This window comes from Paenibacillus sp. FSL R10-2778 (assembly GCF_038593035.1).
Classification (GTDB): domain Bacteria; phylum Bacillota; class Bacilli; order Paenibacillales; family Paenibacillaceae; genus Paenibacillus_AQ; species Paenibacillus_AQ odorifer.
The window spans coordinates 1646100-1672803 of the sequence record NZ_CP151956.1 but is presented as its reverse complement, the minus strand read 5'-3'; the positions used below and the strand labels follow the sequence as shown (position 1 = coordinate 1672803).

General features: G+C 43.4%; 19 protein-coding genes. 3 read left to right on the top strand and 16 right to left on the bottom strand.

The window, feature by feature from the left end; all coding sequences use genetic code 11:
• Positions 1-308: 308 nt before the first annotated feature.
• Complete coding sequence (locus NST40_RS07270; protein ID WP_342410549.1) at positions 309-4865, bottom strand: endo-1,4-beta-xylanase; 4557 nt, start codon at positions 4863-4865, stop codon at positions 309-311.
• A gap of 406 nt (positions 4866-5271) precedes the next feature.
• Positions 5272-6159: a LysR family transcriptional regulator gene (locus NST40_RS07265; RefSeq protein ID WP_076276570.1), complete on the bottom strand. Its 888-nt coding sequence runs from the start codon at positions 6157-6159 to the stop codon at positions 5272-5274.
• A 111-nt stretch (positions 6160-6270) separates the two neighbouring features.
• Here NST40_RS07265 and NST40_RS07260 point away from each other — a divergent pair, with 111 nt between their 5' ends.
• Together NST40_RS07260 and NST40_RS07255 are read left to right on the top strand one after the other, a co-directional pair.
• Positions 6271-7677 (top strand): MFS transporter, encoded by a 1407-nt coding sequence (locus NST40_RS07260; protein WP_076276571.1) that lies wholly within the window; start codon positions 6271-6273, stop codon positions 7675-7677.
• A 311-nt stretch (positions 7678-7988) separates the two neighbouring features.
• The gene (locus NST40_RS07255) at positions 7989-10661 is read left to right on the top strand and encodes a cation-translocating P-type ATPase (protein WP_076276572.1); all 2673 of its coding nucleotides are present in this window, start codon (positions 7989-7991) and stop codon (positions 10659-10661) included.
• 104 nt (positions 10662-10765) lie between these two features.
• Here the strand turns inward: NST40_RS07255 and NST40_RS07250 are convergent, their stop codons facing one another.
• The 8 genes from NST40_RS07250 to NST40_RS07215 all read right to left on the bottom strand — a co-directional run bounded on the left by NST40_RS07250 (position 10766) and on the right by NST40_RS07215 (position 18111).
• Positions 10766-10975 (bottom strand): helix-turn-helix transcriptional regulator, encoded by a 210-nt coding sequence (locus NST40_RS07250; RefSeq protein ID WP_076125269.1) that lies wholly within the window; start codon positions 10973-10975, stop codon positions 10766-10768.
• Between the two features lies 1 nt (position 10976).
• On the bottom strand, positions 10977-11303 hold the full coding sequence (locus tag NST40_RS07245) for a DUF6442 family protein (RefSeq protein WP_076185332.1): 327 nt from the start codon (positions 11301-11303) through the stop codon (positions 10977-10979).
• Positions 11304-11433: 130 nt separating this feature from the next.
• Positions 11434-12522, bottom strand: coding sequence for a nucleotidyltransferase domain-containing protein (locus NST40_RS07240; protein WP_256718974.1), 1089 nt, complete (start codon positions 12520-12522; stop codon positions 11434-11436).
• A 168-nt stretch (positions 12523-12690) separates the two neighbouring features.
• Complete coding sequence (locus NST40_RS07235; protein WP_036675789.1) at positions 12691-13563, bottom strand: YitT family protein; 873 nt, start codon at positions 13561-13563, stop codon at positions 12691-12693.
• Positions 13564-13591: 28 nt separating this feature from the next.
• Positions 13592-14896 (bottom strand): ectonucleotide pyrophosphatase/phosphodiesterase, encoded by a 1305-nt coding sequence (locus tag NST40_RS07230; RefSeq protein WP_076276573.1) that lies wholly within the window; start codon positions 14894-14896, stop codon positions 13592-13594.
• Complete coding sequence (locus NST40_RS07225; RefSeq protein ID WP_076219424.1) at positions 14893-16152, bottom strand: MFS transporter; 1260 nt, start codon at positions 16150-16152, stop codon at positions 14893-14895. The genes NST40_RS07230 and NST40_RS07225 overlap by 4 nt, the downstream gene beginning before the upstream one ends.
• Before the next feature lie 148 nt (positions 16153-16300).
• A complete protein-coding gene (locus tag NST40_RS07220; protein WP_076185335.1) occupies positions 16301-16747 on the bottom strand; it encodes a V4R domain-containing protein in 447 nt (148 codons plus the stop codon).
• 182 nt (positions 16748-16929) lie between these two features.
• Positions 16930-18111, bottom strand: a complete 1182-nt coding sequence (locus NST40_RS07215) for an ATP-binding protein (protein ID WP_076276574.1) — start codon at positions 18109-18111, stop codon at positions 16930-16932.
• 291 nt (positions 18112-18402) lie between these two features.
• On the opposite strand from NST40_RS07215, the gene NST40_RS07210 reads away from it, so the two are divergent.
• Positions 18403-20334, top strand: coding sequence for an ATP-dependent DNA helicase (locus NST40_RS07210; protein ID WP_256718975.1), 1932 nt, complete (start codon positions 18403-18405; stop codon positions 20332-20334).
• A gap of 66 nt (positions 20335-20400) precedes the next feature.
• Here NST40_RS07210 and NST40_RS07205 read toward each other — a convergent pair whose 3' ends face one another.
• The 6 genes from NST40_RS07205 to NST40_RS07180 all read right to left on the bottom strand — a co-directional run bounded on the left by NST40_RS07205 (position 20401) and on the right by NST40_RS07180 (position 26666).
• Positions 20401-21171: an ABC transporter permease gene (locus tag NST40_RS07205; RefSeq protein WP_076276575.1), complete on the bottom strand. Its 771-nt coding sequence runs from the start codon at positions 21169-21171 to the stop codon at positions 20401-20403.
• Positions 21172-21930: an ATP-binding cassette domain-containing protein gene (locus NST40_RS07200; protein WP_076185338.1), complete on the bottom strand. Its 759-nt coding sequence runs from the start codon at positions 21928-21930 to the stop codon at positions 21172-21174. It abuts the gene before it with no gap.
• A 75-nt stretch (positions 21931-22005) separates the two neighbouring features.
• Positions 22006-22872: a pentapeptide repeat-containing protein gene (locus NST40_RS07195; protein WP_076219656.1), complete on the bottom strand. Its 867-nt coding sequence runs from the start codon at positions 22870-22872 to the stop codon at positions 22006-22008.
• Between the two features lie 14 nt (positions 22873-22886).
• Complete coding sequence (locus tag NST40_RS07190) at positions 22887-23216, bottom strand: PadR family transcriptional regulator (protein ID WP_036675798.1); 330 nt, start codon at positions 23214-23216, stop codon at positions 22887-22889.
• 166 nt (positions 23217-23382) lie between these two features.
• Positions 23383-24666: a DUF1963 domain-containing protein gene (locus NST40_RS07185; RefSeq protein WP_342410548.1), complete on the bottom strand. Its 1284-nt coding sequence runs from the start codon at positions 24664-24666 to the stop codon at positions 23383-23385.
• A 266-nt stretch (positions 24667-24932) separates the two neighbouring features.
• Positions 24933-26666 (bottom strand): family 10 glycosylhydrolase, encoded by a 1734-nt coding sequence (locus NST40_RS07180; protein WP_342410547.1) that lies wholly within the window; start codon positions 26664-26666, stop codon positions 24933-24935.
• Positions 26667-26704 lie beyond the last annotated feature (38 nt).

The following is a 26704-nucleotide window of genomic DNA, read 5'->3' as shown; positions in this document are numbered from 1 at the left end:
TTCCATTGCCCAACGCCACATTTCGCCTCAAAATGGCCGATGTTTTGGTAAGCCTTAATAACTATGACCTTGTCAGTAGAGTCTGATAATATCTGAAAAAGGTAGATTTCTGTTTCGTGACATTTTTTTCCGTTTCAGCTCCAATTTAACGGATCACACATAGAAAGAATCGCTGCTCCTCTCCGCAGGGAGAGGAGCAGCGATTCTTGAAACAGAAGAACGCAAAGGGATGAATATACACGTATTTCCGCTCTTCAGAATAAATATTGCTACGAGCCAATTCAGACTTCTTTTCTCTACTACAGGGACTACAGCTTCCAGATACGGTACAGAATGACTGCCGCTTCAGCACGGGTAAGCGTATCGTTCGGCGCAATTCTATTATTCTTTCCGTTTACGACTCCGGATTGGATCAACAATGATGCGCTGTCTTTTGCGTAGCTGGAAATACTTGCTTCATCAAGATAAGCAGCAGCTACAACGCCGCTCGCCTTAACTTGCTTACCGGCTGCCGCCAGCGCTCGTGCTGTCAGCACCATCATATCTTGTCTGGAGATATTGCTATTGGGTCTAAACGTATCATCTTTAAAACCTGTAGCAATTCCCAATTCCTTCGCGATGACCAGTTCATCATAATAGTAGTCTGTCTTTTGGACATCGCTGAACATTATTGCACTTTTGCCCGTTCCCTTCAGTTCAAGCGCTCTTACGAGGAGAGTAATGAAATCCGCTCGTTTGATTGAATCTGCAGGTGAAAAGCTGTTCGTGGACGTTCCTTTGATGATATCGCGAGCCGCCATAACGTCTATAGCTTGTTTGGCCCAAGAAAGATTCTGCAGATCTCCGAAGTTTTTCTTTACGAAGGTTACTGCATAAGTGCTGAAGTGGGTTGTTTGAAAGACAACCGTTTGGGTTGCAGCATCATATCGACTGCTCGGAACCGGCAGTACGTTGCCTTTGCCATCGATGTACCAAACGACTATAAGCTCTGGATGGCTTAGCTCCTCCGCTGTCGGCACGTAAGGAATGGCTACCGTTACAGGTGCTTTAGGGTTATTCCAAGGAATAACTTTGTCACCTGCTACTACGCTTAGACCGATAATTGGACGGTTGCCAATCATATTGCGGGTAGCTGCTTCCAAGCTGTCCGTGGTGACTTTACTTATTCGTATAGATACTTGCTCAGCATTGTCTGTTACGTTAGACAGCATATTGCTTGGAATTTGAATTGTGGCATTTTCCGTCTTAAGCCATAGTTCAAAGTTTTCTTTCCCCGTTAGGCTTTGGGTCGGTAATTGTATATCATACCCTTTCGCGTCCGTTTGCTTTGGCACTTCAATGATAATTTGTTTCTTGCCGTTTGCCGCTACAGTAGCCTGCTCAAGCGCTTTTTTCATGTTGTCGCTGGAGATGGTACCTATAGCACGCCCGTTGTCGGACTTTACCTCCAGTTTAATCGTAACAACACCATCTTTGTTTGTAATGGCTCCAGGCTGTGGAGTTGATACTACATTTCCCGAGTTACTGCTACCCGTTGGTGCATTTGTTGGTGCTGGCGTCGCTGTTGGAACAGGTGTCGGGGTTGCCGATGGTTCCGTCGGGTTTGTTGGATCGGTTGGATCGGTTGGGCTCGTTGGTGTCGGTGTCGGTGCTGTTGTCGGCGTTGGAGTGGGTTCCGGACCCGTAGATTTACCCTTTAGAGTAAGCACACCATAAACGGATGTGTCCATATACCCAGTTCCACTCGTATCATTCCAAGCCGCGACACTTTGACGTGAGCCCTCTTTAGCATCGTTGATCTGTACATCAAAACCAAGCTTTTTATCGTTGTCCGGAGTGATCCCTTGAAGTGGAATCTTCACTTCAACCGTATAGTTTGTTCCGGAAATCTGGGTTGCCGATTCAAAACCGGCTGCGATACTTAAAGGATTAAATGAAGTCTCGTTGTCAAAATTGATTCTGTACTGGCCGTCATCATCTTGATAGAACGTCGTTTTCCCATTATTTTGGTCCACGAAGATTTCGACCGAATCCTGTTCATGTGCATTCACACTGCTCTTATCAAGCTGTGTATCACTCACCTGGATCAGGACATATAAATTTTGATCATCCCAGAGTGCTTTTGCCACTCCACTCGCTCCTTGCCAAGCGGTTTGATACCGATTGACCGGAATCTCAGCGGTCTGGCTCCAGATCTCGTCAACTGTTCCGTCTATAACAGGTGCAGCAAATTTAGCAGTAGATTGATTGGCTTCTACTGATTCAGGCTCATGCTCTTCAATGAAGGTATCAGGATCGATAACGCCATAGTAAGCTGCCTTGGCTTGCAGATTTTTATCGAATAACAACGGATTGGATGAAGCTCTCCAGCTTGTGTTATCATCCATTCCCCAGAAGGTAACACGTTTGATAGAATCAGCATGATCCCTGAAGATATTTAACAACTGCGCATATAGATAACCCTGCGCATTAGCAAGCTTTTCAGAGAGCTGATAGTTGGTTCCGGCCTGAATGTCCAGCTCAGTTATGCTTACTTCGACACCCAAGGAAATGAACTTTTCCAAGGAAAGCTTCACATTCTCTGGGTTCGTATTAATGCTGTAGTGCCCCTGCATGCCAACACCGTCGATAAGCAATTTGCCAGGGTGAGTCAGCGCGTACCTATCATTGATTTCTTTGACCATACTGTAGATGGCTTGCGCTTTATTCTGATTATCTTCGTTATAATCGTTGTAATAGAGCTTAATATCCCAATCTGGATGCGCGTCCAATACTTCTCTTGCCGCCAGGAAGGCTTGCTCTACGTAATCTGCTCCAATGGCACTTTTCCATGGGGCGGATCGCAGCGCTGTTTTCCAATCTGTTGGGTTGGATGGATTATCGCTCATCGCCTCGTTTACAACATCCCAAGAGATCACCTTGTCACCAAAATGCTCCATAACGGTTTGGATATGGGTCTGCAAATTCACAAGAGCTTCATCCCGTCCCAAGGGGATTGTGTTGTTAGCTGCGTCTGTTGTTGTATTCAGCCATGCAGGCGATTGTTGATGCCATACCAACACATGTCCATGCATCTGCATGCCCTCAGCCAGTACTTTATCTACAATTGTATCTGCCGCGGTAAACGTGAAGTTGTCCTTAGTAGGCTGCAACGCGTCCGGCTTCATGGCATTACCTGCCGTAGCAACATTGTGATGCATTTTCAAAAGCTCAAGTCTGACACCTTCCAGATCCTCAGCGGTTATCGCATTTCCGATCAGAAAGTCATTCTGATAAGCATCCTTAATCGGTATAAGATCTTTTTCGATATCTACCGGGCCAGAGCCTACCTTTTCAAAATTAATATCATCAATATAAAAAGAGGCCGTGCTATTACTGGAGCTTTCCACATAAATGGTCAAATACTCACTGCTTACATTGTTATAACGGTAGGACCCCTCAAACTGAATCCAGCCATCGCTTGCACTGATGGTTTTAGGTGCGAGCTGCACATAATTGGCGCTGCTGCCATTGCCAACCTGCGTGGACAGCTGGAGCTGCGAGCTTGCAGGCTGGATCAGCTTGACCCATAACGAAATTTTATATTCGTAGCCTTTGTCCACATACTTCTCCACACGTAATGTCGGCCCATGCCATGTACTGGTTCTTCCCTCAACCTTCAAAGCGTATGAACCATCATCCGTATGATTCGCTTCATTAGTAACCGTAAGCGTTTCTGTACCTGCCCTGCCTTCAAAACCACCTGGCGTTTGATCCTCAAAAGTAACAGTGGTAAAAGGTAAAGCTGGGTCTCTAGGTGTTTCTGGTGTTGGAGTTGGCTCTACGGTAGCCACCTTTTCTGTGACCAATACATCCCCAATGTAGAACGGAACCGTTTTCCCGTCATCGTTGGATTGAACACGCAGTGTTGTATCTTTGTCCGTATCCACGGTAAATTCTTTCGTCAAGGTGACCGCTTGACCTGCTTCATAATTCACATTTGCCAAAAGAGCGTAGCTGCCTATCGCTTGAAGATAAGCTTGGGCACCGCTAGGTACAATCACATCAGCGTCTACATAAACGGATGCAGTTACCGTGTAGGTTTTGCCGTTCTCTAGGCCCATGTCGCTGAATTTAAAATCAGCCGCGTCCCAGTTATTCGCTCTATTGCTTACATATAAAGCTGCCCCGTCAGCATTGCCCGCAAAAACCTTTCCGGTGACAGGGGTTAGGTTAGCGCTGCCTGATTGTGAGGCTAAACCTTTGCCACTCACAAAAGTTTCGTGATAGATTTCTTTATCCGTTTCCGTCACTGCTTTTTTTGCTGTAATGAGAAGCTCACCAATGTAGAACGGAACCGTTTTCCCGTCATCGTTGGATTGAACACGCAGTGTTGTATCTTTGTCCGTATCCACGGTAAATTCTTTCGTCAAGGTGACCGCTTGACCTGCTTCATAATTCACATTTGCCAAAAGAGCATAGCTGCCTATCGCTTGAAGATAAGCTTGGGCACCGCTAGGTATAGTCGCATTAGCATCCACATAGACTGATGCAGTCACCGTGTAGGTTTTGCCGTTCTCTAGGCCCATATCGCTGAATTTAAAATCAGCCGCGTCCCAGTTATTCGCTCTGTTGCTTACATATAAAGCTGCGCCGTCAGCATTGCCAGTAAAAACTTTATCATTCACAGGTGTAAGGCTAGCACTGCCTGCTTGAGCTGCAATCCCCTTGCCACTCGCAAAAGTTTCATGATATACCGTTACCCTATCTGATGATACTGTCGTATCCTGCGCCGCAGCTTCAGTAACCGGAGCGATCCAGCTTGTCGGAATAAGCAAGGCAGCTGCGAGTAAGATCGAGATTACTTGTTTAAGCATTCTACTCATTTAATGCATTCCTCCTCTAGTGATTTTCATAAAAATCAGTTAATGACCTACCTTATTAGCACCAGCCCTATATTCCCACGCTAATTTCCTTACCTGCTAAATCCTTAATTTCAACAGTGGTACAATCATCCCGAAGAGCAGTAGAACATCATCACAAATGAATCTTTTTACTTACAGATCCCCTCCTTATATGTAAACGCTTTCATGTCTACTCACACTATTTTACAGCCTCGCTGCTACGCACTACTACGCTAATATTAAAGGTGTTACCCCCCATAATTATAGGAAAACATAGGTATGATTAAAGATTCTACAAATTTAACCCAAAAAGAAAACCCCACTTACGGACCGTTGAACGTAACGGAAGGTAACGGGGAATTGGTTTGTTAGTTGTTCTGCCGCATAATTAAATGGTCTGTTTGGATAACGCTCCAAAATATTCTACAACTACCTCCCGAAATTCCAAAGCGGCCTGCGAAATGTACCGGCTCCTGTGCCACAATAAAGCTATCTCCCTTTCCAATTCGTGATTCTCTACTTGGAGGTATTGGATATCTTCCCGTGAATTCCGTGCCGTGCTTGGTATGAAAGCTAAACCAATTTCAGCTTCCACAAGAGTGCTAAGCCTTGCAGGTTCATCTCCCTCATACACATATTTAGGCACAAATCCAACTGATTTGCATACAGAGTCTATTAAATCGCGAGTACCATAGCCACTCTTTACCCCAACAAACCACTCATCCCTTAGCTCTATCAAAGTTACGCTGCTTCGATTGGCCAGCCGATGCCCCTTTGGAACAGCCACAAGAATTGGATCGATAAAGACGATTTGACATTCGATGTCATCCCCTTTTATTGGAGGTGAGGATAAGCAATAATCAACCTCTCCTCTATTAAGAAGTGTAACCATTTCCTGCGTGGTCAGCATTTGTACATGGTATTGAATATCAGGCCGCTTTTTCCGAAACTCTCGCAGGATATTGGGTAATGTGCTTGCCGTCGTCACCGCTAATTCGAGTGTGCCATGTTCAGGACTTGATAAATCGCTAAGCTCCTGTTTTCCCTGCTCCAATTCAAACAATGCCCTTTCAGTCCGGCGAAGGAACCGGCTTCCGGACTCATTCAGTCGCAGCTTTCTTCCTACCCGATCGAATAAAGGTACCCCCAGATCCTCCTCCAAACGCTGAATCGTTTTGCTTAGTGAAGATTGAGTAACGTGTAGATTTCGTGCAGCTTCAGTCATATGTTCCAACCGAGCTACCGCGAGAAAATATTGCAGTTGCAAAAGTTCCAATTCGCACCTCCGTTCATTCCCTCTAGTCAATGAGATCATAACATAAAATGCGTTGGAATGAATAATCGATTTCAAGTACGATGACATTAATAAGCTTTAGGGGGATTTAAAATGAGTGTTCGCAACAGGTGGTTAATGATTTCAGTAGGTCTGGGGATTTTATTGAACCCTTTAAATTCTTCGATGGTGGCTGTGGCTATTCCAAGGCTACAAAATGTATTCCAGCTTGACTATACAGGTGTTTCCTGGATTATTTTTTCTTTTTACATTGCAAGTAGCATCGCTCAACCTGTCATGGGAAAGGCCAGCGATTTATTCGGCCGGAGGAAAATATTTCTTACCGGGCTTGTCGTATCCTTCATTGCAGGTTTATTTGCTCCTTTCTCCCCAAACTTTGGCTGTCTCATCGTGTTCCGTATTGTGCAAGCCATTGGAACTAGCATGATGGTTGCCGTTGGAATGGCCATTGTGCGGATTCATATTACGGAGAAACAAGCGACCGCACTATCTGTTTTATCCATCTTCCTATCCGGCGCGGCAGCAATTGGTCCCTTTATTGGCGGGGTTATTATTCACTGGTGGGACTGGCCAGCTATCTTTTTCGTCAATATTCCATTCGTGGTGGCTAGCTTTTTATTATCTTGGAGGCATATCCCCAAGGACGAACCGTCAACAACCGTTACCCGGGGAATGTCCCTGCGCAAATGGTTTGATTTGATTGATACGTCAGGAATCCTGCTCTTCACTGTGGGGCTGATTGCCGTCCTCCTTGGATTGCTTTCAGCAAAATCATCCGGACATATCTCATTAATACATGTCATTACCTTGCTAACAGGACTCGTTCTGCTAGGAGTATTCGTCCGGCATGAGCTAACAGCGGCATCACCCTTTATTCCTTTACGTACATTTGCCAAATACCCGGCAATGACTTGGGTTAATGTTGAATTCATGCTCGTTAATGTACTTTTTTACTCACTCTTTTTCGGGATCCCATCCTACTTGCAAATGGTACGTCATGTCAGTGAATTCCAAACAGGAATTCTCATGCTAACGCTGGGATTATGCTCACTGATTACTGCTCCAATAGCAGGACGCTGGATCGATAGATCAGGCCCCCGGCCAGCATTGCTAGTGTCCGGGGTCCTGATGACATTGGGATCAGTGTGGCTTGTGACCTTAAATCAGACTTCACCAGTTATCAGTGTATGTGTGGCTTTAGCTGCATTCGGTATTAGCAACGGATTGAACAATGTCGGCCTGCAAGCAGCCTTGTTCCAAAGTTCTCCAAAAGAAATAATCGGTGTAGCCTCCGGATTATTTAATACATCGAGATACCTGGGAACCATTCTCTCTTCATTGTTAATAGGTATCATAATGGGAGGTAAGTTTAGCTTCGAGGGATTTAAAGTCCTTGGGGTTATCCTCACGGTAATTGCATTGTCTTTGGTATTCATGAGTCGGAAGCACCGTGAGTCAGGGCAATTGCAGGAATCGGCTAATTCGGGCGCTAAAAAATAGGAAAGTGCAGACAAATAAGACCTGTCATCAGACGGGTCTTGTTTTGTTATTTTAATGCGTAGCCTCAGCTCTTTATGAGTTTTATTTAACTCTTCAAAGTGGGGATAAACTCGATTCATAAATAGGATAATAAATAAAGCGCCCATAGTAAACTTGTGCTCGGTGAGCCAAAAACATAATGAAGAAACCAGATTTACATATATTTTTCATGTGAAAACAGTTTCGGCAGCTCGATATTTTGAAACTTGTCCCCGGTTGAACCGTAATTTTTAAGAACAAAGACACAGCACAGCAGAGAGGAGCTATCATTAGTGGAATATTACCGCAACAATGTAGCCGACAGTTTACAGGATGTTCAGAGTTCAGCTAACGGGCTTACTTCGGCAGAAGTCGACAAACGTCTGAAAGACTATGGTTTTAACGAATTAAAAGGAAAGAAAAAAGATCCTGTTTGGAAGCTTTTTCTTGAAAACTTCAAAGACCCTATGGTAGTCGTACTGCTTATAGCGGCCATTGTCCAGATTGTTATGGGACAAGTTATGGAGTCGCTTATTATTTTCCTCGTGTTGATTCTCAATGCAGTTATAAGTGTCATCCAGACCCGTAAAGCGGAGAGTTCACTTGATGCCTTGCAGCAGATGTCAGCACCCGAGGCCAAAGTGCTGCGTGATGGAGAATTAAAAACCGTCCCGGCAAGGGAACTTGTTCGCGGTGATATCGTATGGCTGGAAGCCGGCGATTTCGTACCCGCCGATGGCCGGATTATAGAATCGGAAAGCTTAAAAATAAATGAGGGTATGCTAACCGGAGAATCCGAAGCTGTGGAAAAGCATACGAATATCATCGCGAAAGAATCTCCGCTTGGAGACCGGCGTAATATGGCGTTCAGCGGTTCACTAGTTGTATATGGCCGCGGAAGCCTGGTAGTAACGGGAACTGCACTCACTACCGAAATCGGTAAAATTGCTGAACTCATTGAAAGCGCCGAAGCCAAGCAAACGCCGCTGCAGCGCAAGCTCGAAACATTCAGCAAGCAGCTGGGGGTAGCAATTATACTACTGTCCATTGTAATCTTTACCATCCAGGCCGGACGTGTTTGGTTGTCGAATGATACTGTGGATACAACAGAAGCTATCCTGAATGCGTTAATGTTTGCAGTCGCTGTGGCGGTTGCTGCGATTCCCGAAGCTCTTTCCTCAATAGTAACCATTGTCCTATCCGTAGGTACTAATAAGATGGCTAAGCAACATGCGATTATTCGTAAGCTGCCCGCTGTCGAAGCCCTTGGGTCAACCAGTGTCATCTGTACAGATAAAACAGGTACCCTCACCCAGAATAAAATGACTGTTGTAGATTACTTTTTGCCAGAAGGGGACCGTGATCAATTCAATCAAGCGCCTGAAGAATGGTCTGAAGAAGCCCGGCGGCTCCTGCATATTGCTGTGCTCTGCAACGACTCTAACATTAATGAGGATGGTAAAGAGCTGGGTGATCCTACAGAGGTAGCACTTATTGCCTTCAGCAACAGCAAGAATAAAGATTATAAGGAAATACGCGATAATTTCCCGCGCGAAGCCGAGCTACCTTTTGACTCGGATCGCAAGCTGATGACGACCTTGCATACTTTTAACGGGCAAAAAGCAATGATTACTAAAGGTGGACCCGATGTGCTCTTTGGTCTATGCTCGCATGTACTGTTAAGTGGAAAAGAAGTGCCGATGACACCAGAAGTTCTTGAACACTTCTTCGAAGCCAATGAGGAGTTCTCCAGCAGAGCACTACGTGTACTTGCTTATGCCTACAAAACCGTACCAAATACGGTTACTGAAGTCGGATTGGAGGATGAACAAAATCTGGTGCTCGTAGGTTTGACAGCTATGATTGATCCACCTCGGGAAGCTGTCTACGGCGCGATCGCAGAGTCTCAGAAGGCTGGCATCCGAACCATCATGATTACCGGTGATCATAAGACGACCGCACAAGCGATCGGCCGCGATATCGGTCTGATGACTGAGAATGAAATTGCCGTAACCGGCCAAGAACTCGATGCCATGTCTGACAAGGAACTTGATCAAAAACTCGAACAGATTGGTGTGTACGCCCGTGTCTCCCCGGAGAACAAGATCAGAATTGTCCGCGCGTGGCAGCGGAAAGGCAAAATAACAGCCATGACCGGTGATGGTGTAAATGACGCGCCTGCTTTGAAACAAGCAGATATCGGAGTTGCCATGGGCAGTGGAACCGATGTTGCCAAAGATGCGGCTGCCATGATTTTGACCGATGATAATTTTGTATCTATTGTCAATGCTGTATCTGTGGGCAGAACGGTATTTGACAATATCAAAAAAGCGATCGCCTATTTGTTTTCAGGTAACCTGGGTGCAATTATCGCCATCCTCTTTGCCCTTATTTTCAACTGGATTAATCCCTTCACAGCGATTCAGCTTCTATTCATCAATCTGGCGAATGATTCTCTGCCCGCCATTGCTCTCGGGATGGAAAAACCTGAACCTAATGTGATGAACAGAAAACCAAGAGAGCTCAAGGAAGGAATATTCGCAGGAGGAATGATGCAGGCGATTGTCACTCGTGGTCTACTCATAGGTATAGCTGTAATCATATCCCTGTATATCGGACTTCAGGATTCGCCTGATATGGGCGTAGCTATGGCATTCACAACCCTGATCTTGTCTCGTACGTTGCAGACCTTTGCCGCCCGTTCGAACAGTCAAACTGCTATTGAAGCTGGCCTTTTCAGCAACAAATACGTCATCGGAGCCGTTCTGGTCTGCTTTGCCTTTTACGGCATTGCGGTACTGCCAGGGGTTAGAGAAATCTTCTCGATTCCGGCTACATTTGGAATGTCAGAGTGGCTGATTGCAGCAGGCTTAGCCCTCGGCTCCCTCATCCTAATGGAAATAACGAAGGTTGTTCGAAGAGCTTTTACACCCAAATCTGATGAACAGAATCCTGTAAATTCCTGAGTTAGCTATAATCGACCGGAAAGACAAGACAGCGATTCTCCAATGATGGAGTATCGCTGTTTTTCTGACATCCAGAGTTAAACCTAGAAAAGCTTCTGTTGATTTTAATCAAAATAAAATAATTCTTCGAATTTTTTATCCAACGCAATACATAAAATCAAAGCTAATTTTGCAGTAGGGTTAAACTGCCCCGTTTCAATCGAGCTTATAGTATTTCTTGAGACACCCACCATTTCTGCCAATTGTGCTTGCGATAATTTTTGTTCTGTTCTTGCTTCGCGCAGTTTATTTTTTAAAACCAAATGTTCACTCATACTAATCACTCATTCCATAAAAGTAAATAAACAAAAAATAAACACTTATAATTAATCCTAAAATGAATTTGAGTAAATCCATCTTCTTCTTAGTTACAGAATACATTCCAAGTCCTTCAAAGCCCAAATATCCAAAAAACATAGCTATCATAGCTTTTAATGCAAAATTTGTTTCCTGACTATGATTATATAAATTGAAGACACTCAGAATGCAAAATACAATCAACATTCCAATGAATCCGCTTTTTCTGCCTTTAGCAAATACAAATTCTTTTCCTTCGTCTCCTTTTTCATTTCTGCTTTTTTCTAATATTTCTTCCTTTTTCATAAAAATTTCTCCTTTCAAATTGAAAAGATGATGACAAGTTTTCTTGTCATCATTATTATAATACGCCAAGTTTTCTTGTCAAATAAAAAAATAGCCCACTCCAATCCAAAGATTGGTAGTGGGCTATTTTCTATACCTTCATATATTCGTTATATAATTGCTCGAAAGTATTGTATCGTTCGACTTTCCTGCCTACCTTGTTGTATTCCTCCAGATATTCATCCATGACCTTCAGAAACTCATTTTTAAAGACTTGAAGATGGTCAGAATCAAAATACTGCATGATATCAAACTTTTTGGTTCCCTTCCATTCTGTCATTTCATCAAGAAAACCTTGTATGCCCATTGCTGCTAGATACGCATACGATCTATCACCCGATTCTACACTTGCTATAATCTTATTGCGGTAGCTGCACCATAATTCCTCATAAGTTCCGCCAAGATTATCATAGCTTGGGACAGGCTGCACTACAAAATCCTTATACATTTTATTATATAAATCATTGATGTTTTTAAGTGCCTTATATGCTGCACTTCTGATTTCATCGATAGTCTTCGCCTCTATCACAGCCATATATGTCATTTCAAAATCATCAGGAACATAACGGTACGTAGCTATTTCCTCCAAATATCTTTTCATTCCCCGTTTGAAATAAGTATTGTTCAAATGAGTCAGCGTATTTAATAAATTGTATAAAACTTCGCTTGAAGCATACCTTACTGCTCCTATATCTTCAGAAAGTAATGTATTCGCATATTCCTGTTTTGCTATGTCTATACACTTTTTCGCTCTACTGATACATTCTCTCCCTATAGGCATTGCCAGAGCATCGAGTGCTCTCTGTTTATATAAATTTAGCTTTTCCAAATATTCGGGTTTTGCACAGTATAACACCTGTAAATCCACCAGACATGAAATCATTGGACTCTCGAGATTGGCTTGATCTTCTATCCTTGTTTCCCATGGCGTACAATATAGATCGTATCCAATATCATCCAAAATAAAACACGAAGATATTCCCCAGCCCTGCTCTGTGTTATTAATTATGATTAGATCAAGATCGCTTTTTTCATGAAAATCCCCAGTACTAAAAGAACCTGTAAGCCCAATAATTGCAATATCATCAGAAAAATCTCTCTTAGCCCGTTCAATGACCATGCTAATAAGCTTTTCATTTTTGATTAAGATCTTTTCTTTATGAACAGCATCCATATCCATGTCCCCTCTCCAACCTTATTAATTCTATTGTATAAGCATGTTGTTAGAGTAGGTATTCCAACTTTAATTATATTAAATCTGTACCAAGCCTTTCCTCTCCTTCAAAGAAAACAAAAAAACGCGCTGGCAAGAGCATAATTAGCTTCTCTCCAACACGTTTTATAGTCGTTAGTGAATATTTTTCTTTTTGAAACTGCCGCCCTTAACTTCTGCAACATCGTAGACTACTACAAAGGCATTCGGGTCAATTTCACGAATAATATCTTTTATTTTACTTTCTTCCAGACGGTTAATGACACAAGTAATTTCTTTGAATTGTTCATTGGAGTAGCCGCCATAAGCATCTGTATAAGTTGCTCCACGACCCAATCGGTCACGAATAGTCTCGACCATGATTTCCGGTTGAATGGTGATGATTTTAAACGTTTTAGAGCCACTCAAACCTTCTTCAATAATATGAATGACCTTAGAAGCAATAAAATAAGCAAGCGCTGATAGAATAGCCCCTTGTAGGCCAAATACTGTTGAAACAACAATAAAGACAAACATGTTTAGAAATAAGATTAAATCACTGGTCCCAAAAGGTAATTTTCGTGAAAGTAAGACAGCTAACATATCTATCCCATCTAATGCTCCACCATTACGTAAGGCTAAACCCATACCAAAACCGATAATAATCCCGCCAACAACGGTAATTAATAAGGTATCACCTTCTATAATCGTCGGTACATGATGCATAAGACTAGTGCCAATAGCCAGTGAAGCAATACCGATAACGGAGTAAAGAGCAAAGCTTTTACCAATTTGCTTATACCCTAGCCATACAAAAGGGATATTAATTATGCCAATTAGCAGCCCTAGCGGTAAGCCAAACAGTTCAGAGCCAACGATGCTTAGACCTGTGACACCTCCATCTGAGACGTTGTTGGGTATCAATACGGATTCTAGACCATAGGCAGCTATTAGCGCCCCAATAATAATCATGAATACTTTTGAGAATATCTTGAGTTTATTTGATTTCTGTTTTCGCGTTTCAATCATTGAATTTCTCCGTTTCACATTGCTTAATTTAGTCCATAAAAATTTCCTCTAAAGGTCTTCCGTCACCTGGATTAAAATCAATCCCTAAAATCTTTGCCATCGTGGGGGCTATATCTACCATTTCGATGTCCCCTATATGATGCCCATTTCTAATCTTTTCCCCGGAGACAACCAAGTTGCATCTATAGCCGTCTTTATCAGGAGAATAGCCATGCGTGGCAAATTTAACGCCTTGTTTGTCCAAATCAACAATCGTTGGTTCATCCATACTTTCGTCGAAACAATAACCTCTCTTAGCCTCAAGCATATACTTTGTGGTTTGGCCCACATGAAAATAATCCAGTTCATCTCTAGCATACAATTTCTCTATACCTGAGGATTCATCTCTCATATTATCTCCAATAACAGCTAATGCTAATTGCTCAGCTTCTTCATCGCCCTGCCGGATATGCAAGTAAGCCGCTCCACCCCCACACTGAAAGTAAGCTCTCCACTTCATTTCGCCGTTCTCTTCATAGATCAGGCCCTTTTCCTGCAAAAGGTTGTTTAAATGCACCTTGTACCTAACATTAAACTGGCCATGGTCCCCCAAAATTAAAAAAATCGTATCATCCTTTATCCCCGCTTCATCCACTGCCTGCATAATATCGCCTCCCCTTTTATCCATACGTGTGATTACCTGCTTCACTTCGTCACTGTCAGTTCCATAAGCATGTTTGGCATCATCCAGATCGATCAGATGCATCATTAGAAGATTAGGTTTTTTGCGCTTAATCGTGTCTATAGCACATTTGGTCGTGAAGTCATCCAGATAGGGCTGCTCAATCCCTTTGCGGATCCGGCCATATTTCAGCTCCATATCCACGCAGTATAAGGGGCTTCCGCTTTTTAATATCTTCAGTGCCTGATTTTCGTTTTTGATGGCTCTGATTTCAGGTATATTGTATTGGATGGAGGATTTACCCGATACTGGCCATAGGATTCCGGCGGTGCTCATCTTATGCTCGCGCGCAACATCGTAAATCGTTGGCACCTTGATCGCATTTCTAAACCAGAACCAATTCTGCTCCTCTTCCTTAATAAAGGGCTGAAACGGATTGTTGTGATGGATGCCATGCTTATCCGGATATACACCGGTTGCTATGGTGGTGTGCACTACATATGTGAGCGTGGGATACACACTTTTCAATTTATGGCTATGGGCTCCGTTTTTAATTAATTCCGCTAAGTTTGGAAGCCGGCTGGCCAATGCCCAGTGGTCTTCTGAAAAGGCATCGTAAGAGATGACGATCAAATGCTTGGCCATAGCCGTTTGTGCTTTAATTGACTTCATAGAATAAGCCCCTTAGGTTCGTCATGTTCAGGCTGCTCTTTAGGTAAAGTTATAAATACGAATAATCCAATAATAAAAAGGGGGATAATCGCTAAAATACTAAATTTAGCATTACCTGTTAAGGTTGTTGTTAAAGACATTACAGCAGGACCAACAATGGCCGCGAACTTGCCAAAAATATTGTAAAAACCAAAGAATTCATTGGAATTCTCCTTTGGAATGATCTTCGCATAATAAGACCTGCTGAGCGCCTGAATGCCTCCCTGAGCGGAACCAATTAGCGCACCTAGAATAAATATATGCCACACAGAAGTGATAAAAAAAGCTGCGATGCAGGAAAGGATATATGTAACAATCCCCACGATGATCAAAGTCCTGGCGGAGTATTTTTTGGCGAGATTACCATACAGGATTGCACAAGGAAAAGCGATGATCTGGATAACTAATAATATCCCCAGTAAGGTAAAGGTGTCAAAAGCATCCGCACCCAGAACCGATGTGGCATAGGGCACCACCATTTTAATAATCGTATCTACCCCATCAATATAAAGAAAGTACGCAATTAAGAAAACAAATACAACTTTATGCTGTCTAACATTCCTAAAGGTGTCTCCCAGTCTTTTAAAACTGTTGATTACAGGTCTTGGTTCAGGCTCAATATAATATCTCTGCTTCACATCTCTGATCATGGGTATGGTCAACAGCCCCCACCAAAGGGCAGTAATGATAAACCCAATCTGATAACCGATCGACTTATCCATCCCCATAAACAGAATCATTAGCAGGCTGATGCCAAATGGAATGACGCTGGCGATATATCCATAAGCAAAACCTTTTGTGGATACCTTATCCATCCTTTCATCAGTGGTTATATCCACAAGAAAAGAGTCATAAAAAATATTGGCCCCAGCAAAACCTATGACGGACAGGATGTAAAACACAATCAATAACTGCCACTGCCCGCTCGCAGGTGCAACGAATGCCAACGAAGCCGTAGCCAGCACACCGATCAAAGAGAAAAATAAGAAAAAGCGCTTTTTCTTATCCTTGTAATCTGCGATCGTGCCTAAAATCGGACTAAGGATAGCCACAAGAATACTAGCAATGGAGTTAAAGTACCCTAAATCCATGCTGCTGTTAACATTTGAAAACATGCCAAATACAATAGGCAATAATGCAGTTGTAACCGCCATCGAATAGGCTGAATTCCCGCAGTCATATAAAATCCATGATTTTTCCTCTTTGCTAAGTTTCATCTAACAGCCACCTTTTCACCTATTTGTAACTGTTATATCATTTCAGCATAAGAGCCATGTTAAATGAATGTTAATTACATCACAACTTCTTCATAAAAAAACGACCTTTTAAAATTGAAAGGTCGCTTACTCGCTTTTATATATGAATTTAATATTTGACGATATATTCGCAATATTCATCCCCATTAACATTACATTTTATTTCCCGGACGGAAACTCGTTTCCCACGAATTTTAGTAAGTGCTCCTTCGATAATGGCCCCCTCCAGGTCACAAACCATTTTCCCTTCCATAATAGGTAAACCTTCGCAGAAACAATCGTGTACTGCAATCGTCATCCCCTTGTCATCTTCATGGGTTATTATAGGAATCCCTATCTTCAATTGTTCGAATAACTCGAATAGTTCATTAACCGAGGTAACACCAAATTCTTCCCCAATTTTTCTTCCTATAGTCAACGTTGTACCCTTACCATTCATGGGTAACGCTTGATATAAACCAATAAGTCTAATCGTTCTGAAAAGCTCTAAAGGTACGACATTGCCTAAATTTTTCCTCTTTATTTTTTTCATATCTGTAAAAGTAAATTGATCCATGCCAGTAGCCTCCAATTGCTTATGTAATATATATTTCAAATTTAATTGATATATTGAGTATAAACGTATCCAATAATTGCTTTGTGATCTTACGCACATCCTGATTTTTTGTAGAACCATAACAAAAAAAGCAACTTCCCTGTTGGCAAGTCGCTCCTTCATTCATTAGCTGCAGCAGCATCTCAAATATGATAATCATAAACCCAAGGCAAAATAACCCTCACGCTAGTTCCAACCTGAACCTCTGAATCTACCTTAATATGCCCCCCATACATTTCAATTAATTGTTTACAAATCGATAATCCAATCCCTGTCCCTTTTTGCTTGGTAGTAAAGAAAGGGTCAAATATCCGTTTTAATTTATCCTGTGAAATTCCTTCTCCGTTGTCTTTAAAGAGTAGAATAATTTCGTTTGTCTCAGCAGCTGTGGTAACAGAAATATCTATTCTGCCTCTAAAAGCTGTGAAGGAATCGATACTATTTTTCAAAATATTAAGAATTACCTGCTCTAGCTGAGAGGCGCTTCCAAACGTTAGTACTTTTTCTAAAGAGCACTCTACTGAAAGTATAATATCATCACTAAGTATGAGTTGATTCACAATGTTATTAACTCTATGTATAACCTCCATAACGTTAAATACTACGCCGTTATTTTTCGTACTGTCACCTTTTCGAGCCAGTATTAGAAAATCCGTTACTAATCCATTCAGAGCATCAATCTCTTTGATGGTGATATCCAGATATGCACGCAATTCATCCGCTTTGATCTCCGGCTCATTTAGCCTGATATTTACAAGCTGAGCAAAACCTTTAATCGAAGCTAGCGGATTTCTTATTTCATGCGCCATTCCTGCTGCCATTTGTCCCATAACAGCAATTTTTTGTTCATGTAAATTGTCAATCTGTTGATTTTTATTAGACAAATAACCTTGTGCAAAGCCAGTAAAACGGGTCCAGTTGCATTCCATTAAACGATTATAAAAAAACAATCGGATCGCGGAATCATCTACAAACTCTTCAATGATCTTAAACATAATATTCTGAGCGGTTAAATTTAAATCCTTGCTCATATCAAGTAAAATATCAAAATGATCACCGAATATTTCTGCAGTATAAACCCCTTGCTCAGCCCCCTCTTTTTCTAGCAGGTTTAAGTATTGATCGTAACCAAAAGAATCAAAAAACATGGCTTCTACCATACTCATTAATATCGTACTGAATGATGAATCTAACAATTCCTTATGCGTCTCTACAAACCAGGAGAATTCGATGTTTTTCATAGTCATGGAATGATAATGCCTGTTTAAAATGATTGGAACTGCTAAGATTAATGACGAACGCAATTCATTTTCTTTGTATGACATTGTCATCCTCCTTCTTTGTAGTTTGTATTCAAGATATGTGTATATTTTCCTGCTTCAAAAACACAGTAATTCACTTTGTTTTAATCATCATATTATATTCTGGACTTGACTGTTAGAGTGGCATCGAAGATAATTACAACCTCACCAAAAAACCAAAAAAACTATAATTAGGAAGATCACTGATTTTGAAAAGGGGCGGTCGTCATTAGCTGGTTAAGTGATCTCTACAAATTACAGAAGCAGGAGCTAAAGAAGGACATCGAGCCCTCTTTAGTCAATGCTATCTTTCGCATGTATGATAAATTTCCCAGGATTGGACTTAAAGAGCGGATCGGCCAGCAGGATATGTCTCTAGATATCGCTGATGCCTATATTAATGGTCGTAACGCGATGATTGAAGCTGGAGTCGGCATCGGCAAGTCCTTTGCCTACCTCATTCCCAGCCTGCTTATTAACCAAATCTCAAGGCAACCGGTTATTATTGCGACATCCTCCATACAACTTTCAGAACAAATACATAAAGATCTGAGATTCATCGGAAGTCGGCTCGGATTTACAAGGGTACGTTCGGTAGTTGGAAAAGGCATGGGGCAGTATGCTTGCCGGTATAGGGCAGCAGATCTGTTCCAAGCGGATGATTCAAACGCCCCTCTGTCTGCGCTTGCTCAACAGATTGTCAATTATGAAATTGATGAGCGGGCAGATATTAAGGGCGGGGTTAGTGATGCAGTATGGTCTAACGTTTGTGTGAATGATTGCAAATTTGAACGTTGCCATTATAAAAGTACATGTACGTTTTATGAGATGAGAGCTAAAATTAATGCCAACGCGAGCGATATGGATTTTATTATCGTAAACCAGGATCTGCTCATCCGTGATTTAATTAAGAAAAAGGAAGGAACGAAGGGGTTAATCACTGAACGGCCGGCTCTGATCGTAATTGATGAAGCTCATAATCTGGAAGCAAAGGTTAGAGATGCAAGAACGGTCGAATTTACATACCGGGGAACCTGCCGTATTCTGGATGACGCCTTACAGATTCTCTTCAAGCAATCTGCCGATACGGAGCTTATGCCGCAATTTAAATTTATAAAAAGATGCGTTGGCCATATTTTTAAACAAGTTGAGGCAGACTTACTGCAAACAGCCAAGCAGGACAATGACCGTATAAAAATATCGCAGATCACAGGAATCCCCTTAAGACGAGCGGCACAGGTTTTAAAAGATTTTAATCTCAGCCTTTCCGTCTTAACTTCACGGCATGAGCGGGAGATTGACAACATTTTCGAAGCCATGAACGGACTTATCGACCTCTTTGATGTACTCGCCGGAGTAGAGGATAACTATCTGATCTGGGCAAGCAATACCCAGCGGGAGAGTACCCTTAGTATCTGCCCTAAAGGGATAAGCCAGTTTCTGAAATATACCTTATTTAACGGGAAAACCTCTGTTATTTTAACGTCAGCAACGATGTGTCAAAGCGGAGAAACGCTGGAGGAACAATACGCTTATCTCACTGAGTCCCTCGGTTACAGGGGAGATTATATGGAGCGCCAAGCTTCACCGTTTGATTATGACAACCACACCATGCTGTACATTGCCAAGGACATCCCCTACTATAACCATCAGCGGCGGGAAGATTATCTTGAAGCGGCATACAAAGAAATGATGAAGCTCTGTAATTTAACAGACGGGCGGACATTGGTTCTTTTTTCAGCTAAAGAGGATATGAAGTATATTCATAAGAAATTAAACTCTGAGAAGCTGGCATGGGCATTACATGTTCAAAGGGAAGGCTCGTCCCAGGACGGGGTGATAGCTGACTTTCGGGGCAGTAAAGGCGTTCTACTTAGTACCGGTGTATTCTGGGAAGGTGTGAATATCGAAGGTTCCGATTTGTCGCAGTTAATCATTTTCCGTCTGCCTTTCCCTGTTCCTGCCGATCCTGTCTATGAATATAAGACTTCGATGGCAAAGAATCCCTTGAAAGAGGTTTTTGTACCGGACATGCTGCTTCGGTTAAGACAAGGAACCGGGCGCCTGATCCGCAGTGAAACTGACCTTGGTGTGCTCAGCATACTTGATTCCCGCCTGTCCATTGCCGCCAAAAAGGATTACCGGGATCAGGTACTGGAAGCCTTACCTTTTAAAAAGGTTACTGAGGATTTCAAGGTTCTGGAGAAGTTTGTGAAAGAAAAAGGGATACAGCTTAGTGATACGTAGAGAGATGAAAAAAAGCAACCCATCCGCAGACAAGTCGCTTCTAAACCCTATAACGTTATCTGGCAATTAAACTACTTTATGTTTGTATACCCGCATCGCTATTAAATAAGCAACTACTAGAATGGCTATGCACCATATGATGGCTCCCCAAATATCATTGCCGACAGGCTGCCCCATCAGGAGGGAGCGAACCGCCTCTACTATAGATGTAACGGGCTGGTTTTCAGCAAAGGCGCGAACGACTGGCGGCATCGATTCGGTAGGCACAAAGGCCGAGCTGATGAAAGGTAGGAAAATAATCGGATATGAAAAAGCAGTCGCGCCGTCCACCGATTTTGCGGATAGTCCAGCAATTGCTGCGACCCAAGTTAGAGCCAGTGTAAACAATATGAGGATGCCGGCAACCGCCAGCCATGAGAGCACTCCTGCCGATGAACGAAACCCCATAATCAATGCAACAAGAATGATGACGCTAACTGAAATCGCATTGGATATCAGGGAGGTCAGCACATGTCCCCACAGCAGGGTAGAACGTGCAATCGGCATAGAATGGAATCTCTGAAAAATCCCTTTTTGCACATCATTAAACAGGCGGTAAGCCGTATAAGTTACACCACTTGCAATAGCGATCAGTATGATCCCGGGCAATAAATAATTCACATAGTTATCCGTACCCGCCTGGATGGCCCCACCGAACACGTAAACAAACAACAGCATAAATGCAATTGGCATGATAGTTACCGTGATGATGGTATCCATACTGCGGAGAATATGGCGCATAGAGCGTCCGAGCATTACACTCATGTCACTGAAAAAGTGCTTCTTAATCATTTCCATTTACTTTCCCTCCTTTTTGCCGATGATTGCGAGGAATATTTCCTCCAGCGTCGGCTGCTTTTCAATGTACTCAACTTTTGCGGGCGGAAAACGCTTTTTTAGTTCTTCGAGTGTACCGCTCGCAATAATTTTACCTTCATGTAGAATGGCGATTTGATCAGCAAGCTGCTCTGCCTCTTCCAAATACTGCGTCGTCAAAAAGACAGTCGTACCGCCGTCGGCAAGCTCCTTAACCATCTTCCATACATCCATCCTTGCCTCAGGATCAAGTCCAGTGGTTGGTTCGTCGAGGAAAATAATCTGCGGTTTTCCAACAAGACTCATCGCGAGATCTAATCTCCGGCGCATCCCGCCTGAATAAGTGGATACCTTGCGATCCGCGGCAGCGGTCAAAGTGAAGCGTTCCAGCAGATCGTCCGCAACTTGACGCGGATGCTTCTCATGGCGGAGCCTCGCAATCATGATCAGATTTTCCCGGCCGGTCAGAATCTCATCCACGGCAGCAAATTGACCCGTCAGGCTGATGGACTGGCGTACATAATCAGGCTTTGTGGCGACATCAAATCCGTTCACTGCAGCAGTCCCGCCATCTTGATTCAGCAAAGTGGTGAGGATTTTGACAATGGTGGTCTTGCCTGCACCATTGGAGCCCAGCAGAGCAAAAACGCTGCCCTGCTCCACTTCAAAATCCACCCCCTTTAAAACTTGAAGCTGTCTGTAGGACTTTTCTAACCCAACCACTTTAATGGACTTGTTCATTGCATTCCCTCCTCAAGGTTTTGTTAGCATATCTTCATGGAATTCCCCCGCAAAACTCACTTCGGAAGCTCAGGCTTATAGAACTGTAACCTTTGTCAAATCAGCGTCCATGCCTTTGAGCGCAGCAAAGGTCAACTTATCCATCATTGCACCATCAAAGTTGATCGTTTTGATTGCACGATAAAACTTCTTGGATAACGAAAACCCGGAGAGGAATGACACATTTTTTAACGTCGCACCTCTAAACGAAATATCGTTCAGCGCCGACTTTTCAAACTTGACCCCGATAAAGGTCTGGCCGTCAAAACATAATCCCCGCAGATCAGAGGTTTTAAATTCCACACCGTCAAAGATACAGTTCTCAAAGATTGTTTTCGTGAGATCAGTCGTACACAGCTTGACGTCGGTCAGTCTTGCACTGATAAATTTCGCCCCTGTAAGTCCTGATGAGCTAAAGTTGGTGCGAACAAGAATAGATTTGTGAAAGCTCGCATTTGCCAGTTCAATGCCGGACAGATTGCAGTCGGTCAGATTAGCGCTGTCGAACTTGGCCTCGCCTACGTCACTGCCCGCGAAAGAACTGCCAGTCAAGTCAGCGCCTGTAAAATCGGAACCCCGCAACGCGCTCACTTTAAAATCCCCTTTATGGGCGGTAACGCCTGCAAAATCACTCTTCGATAAGTTGCTCGCCCTAAAGCTCGTCACCACCTGCCGCTCAAGTGAACGGGAGAGATTGGCAACCTCCTGCACCGTCTGTTCAATGTCGCCGATGCTGTCTATCGTCATCTTAAACGCCGTTTCATCATCCTTGCCTTCAGCCTTGAGTTCACTGAACCGCTCCTGCAAATCGGAAAGGAGGTCACTCTTTAATTCAGCAACGCTTTTTATCCCGTCATAGGGTGCGAATACGCCATTTAAATACATGTTTAATTTCTCATTCATATTATCAAGTCTCCTTATAATAAGTTTTCAAGCACACGCTTTGCGTACTCCCAATTAGTCTTGTTATTGGCGTAAACAGCTTTCCCCTTCTCGGTAATCCGAAAATACTTCCGTCGTCCCCCCTGAGACTCATCCCCCCAATACCATTCAATATCACCGTCTGCCTCAAGCCGCCGGACGCTGGAGTACATCGTAGCTTCTTTTAATTCATACTCGCCTCCGGAACGCTCAGCAATCAATTTGACGATTTCATATCCATAACGATCGGCTTCGGACAAGAGCCGTAATACCATCGTATCGGTATGTCCTCGTAGCAGATCGGATGTGATTTTGTTCTCACTCATTTCATCACCTCATAATCGCATTGTATATCATACTACTGTGACAGTCAAGGTACTTTGATCATCATGTTTATACAAAATAAAAAAACGCCGACCTTAGTTGTCTAAGGCAGCATTTTTCTCTTTTAAGTCTGAAGTTCCAATCTACGCTAATCAGAAATAAGTTGATTTATGTCTGCTGGTAATTCACAGCTACCTGCCGGCAACCCTCACACAAAAATGCATAATAAATCCCCTCGCTGTCCTCGGCCTGTTCCATGTCCATTTGGGCAATAAACTTCATCGTCGTCGAACAGCAAGGGCACACAGGATATTCCGCATCCTGAATCCAAGCCGGATGTCCTCCAATCTGCGACGCAGGCGCCTCAAGCATCCAATACGAATTTTCATAGGTTCCCATCTGCCGTTCCGATAGCTGCATGGCATGCCATGCTATTTCTTCCCTGTCTTCATTTGCAGGCAAAAAATCAGGAACGGTATTATATTCACTCCACGAATATTGGCCATCCAGCTCCGCTTTCATAAACACGGTGCCATAACAATTACAATGCATGCAAGCTGCAATCCTTAACCGCTGGCCGGAAAGCTTCATAAATTGAACCAGTGGATTCTGCAAATCGTAATCAAACAGCACTGTCAATTTACCGCCACACCAAGGGCAGGAATGCTCACCCGCCTGTAGCGCTGCTACCGCCGTATGATCCCGATCCATTCCATTTTTTCCGTCCCTGTTTACTTCAAAATGATAACTCTCGGGGTAAAAGAGCAGCCTTTTCCCACCGTCGGGATCTAATTCCCATCCTGCTTCGTGAGCATAGGTTTCCGGAGCCACATTTAACTCCGATGTCCATCGAGGCGGATGCTGCCGCCATGTCTCGAACTGCCGTACAACCTCTTCATCGCCAATCCAGGCCAATGCAAGCAGCAAATGATTACGGTTTTCCGAGTCATGCTCTAACTGATGAATGATCATATCGCGGATCTCCTGACCCGCTTCTTTATAGAGAATACCGGGATAATACTTCCCTTTGTGAAAAAAAACTTCCAGCCCCCGTTCAATGCGAGCACTTGAAAAACATATAAGCGACAGTAAAATAGTCTCAGCCTGGTCAAAATCATCTTCTTCCATCAATTCAATGGCGTAGGATTCCAATCGCTCCCTTTCGCTTTCAGTCAGTTGACGATACAACTCTTGCGCGGTTTTGTGATAGGGAATTTCGTGTTCAAGCGGGCTCCATCTCCGCGGTTTGTGCATGATTTTAAGAATTTCAACCGGATCATTCACACCTGCGTACAAATCAACGTCTTTTCGATTTTGTTCAATATAAGCCTTTTCCTCCAGCGCAAGCTTCCTCTGATGACAGGGCATGCAGATTCCCCCCGTCTTTAAAGCAGTTGCAGGAAGTATGCTTCCCTTGCAGCCTGAGGTTTGGCAGGGTATACGCTCGCTCATCGTATCTCTCCTATTCTGTATAAGTTATTCTCAAAGACTATTATTAATAAGCTAAACTGCATTATAGAATTAGCTATATTATAGAATTAGCTGCATTAAATATACCACCGGATTTAGCAGCTTTAAATTCATTTCAGATTTCAATTGGATATATCCCCCACCATCACCTTAAACGGAAACAAAAAAAGGTCAACCAAATATTTCTGGTTAACCTGATAAACGAAAACTCCCCCGGATAAAGAAGAACCGGTGCCCTTGTATTAGGCTTAATCCGTAATCTTCACATTTCCAAACACAGCCTTATTCCTCGAGTCATCCCCGGGATTGCTAAGTGCTATGCCAATATACACCTTGCGGTTCATCGGAATCTGAACAGTTCCGACCGTTTGCCAGTTATTCCCGTTCGTCGAAATAGCCCCTTTGAAGGTATTTCCACTTCGGGTCAGCTTTAGCCATCTTGGAGCCGAGGCAGCCGCAGTCTGATCAACCATATTGCCCGCAGTCTCTGCACGATACTGGAAGGTGGCCCCATTCTCGGGGGTAAGCATCATATCTGCGTGCTTCGAATTATGACCCAGCGACTCCCGAATCATAATGCCGGCCTTGGCCCAGCCGTCCAATCGGCTAGTGGACTGCACTTTAACAATAATCTCCGCATCGCCCCGCACGGATTGGTATATATAATTCAATTGATCTCCATTTCCCCAGATATCCGTAGAGCTGCTGCTGAGTGTAAATTGCTTATTGGAAGAATTGTAGGTAACGTTCCCCGGCATGGAACCAATATTTCGCGCCTTCCACCCTGCTGGTAATTGAGCCGGATAGTCTTGTTCTACCGGAGGCGTCCAGCCTGGCGTAGGCCAGGTTTCACGTTCTTTGATATTGGCTAGCTCATCTTCTGGCCAGGCCCCGTAAGCAAAGAACGACAGACGCTTCACACCTGGATAATTCTCGCGGATTCCCTTGTAAATCTCCTGATATTGATCATCTGTCCAGTCATTATCCAGCGTCGCAACAATTTCCACATCACTGCCGCTAATCCGGTCGCTCGTATCCTTCAGGATTCCGTAGGAAGTGCTGTATACCCAATCACTGTTGAACTCCCAGTCATCAAAGTACGCCATTGGTGCAACAAAGTCGATATCATCCTTGAATTTGGCTACATTCTGCCCAACTTCAATGAATTCTGGCGGCAAAATATACACGCCGAGCTGCACATCCGGCTTCGAGGACTGTGTGATATCCTGACGGATATCGCCCACATACTGTCCGATTTGTTCGGTTCTCCATTCATTCCACTGCTCACGCTGAGGCGAATCTGTCTCGAAGTCAATGCTGAGCGGTGAATACCCGAACTGCGCCTGATACTTCAGGGCCGTGTAATCACTGACGTCCATGTTGTAATTGTCGAAGCGGATCCAATCCAGCACAACGCCATCCACATCATAATTCTCGATTACTTCCTGAATAATGGAACGCTCATACTCCTGCACTTCATGGTGAATCGGATTGACGAAGTATTCGTTGCCGTTAGAACCTGTAAACGGTGTCTGAACCCCGTCAACCAGCGCCTGCATCTGCCATTCATCGTGCTCCAGGAAAGCCTGCTGATCATGGAACTGCGGAATCCAGGCATGAACCTTGATTCCTGCAGCATGGGCTGCCGTAATGACAGCCTGCAGGGCATCGAAATTCTGGTAGCCTTGGGCAATTGGTGCGATATTACTCTGATAAAATACACTTCCAGACGGAACCTCATCATCTTCATCCTGCTTCACGTTCATGCTAATAACATCGACGCCATAGCTTGTAGACAGCGCGATGAAATTCTGGACATCCGCCATGTTCTTAAACTGGTTTACGGTCCGTACAATAACTTCCGTTTCGAAAGGGGGGTTACTCTCCTCTTCGGCCATAACAGGAACGGAACCACCGGCTATCGAAGAAACCAACACGATGCTTAACAGTGCTATGAACCTCGATCTCAACGCAAATGCCATAATCTCGCCTCCACAATTATAAGATTTTATAAATAGTC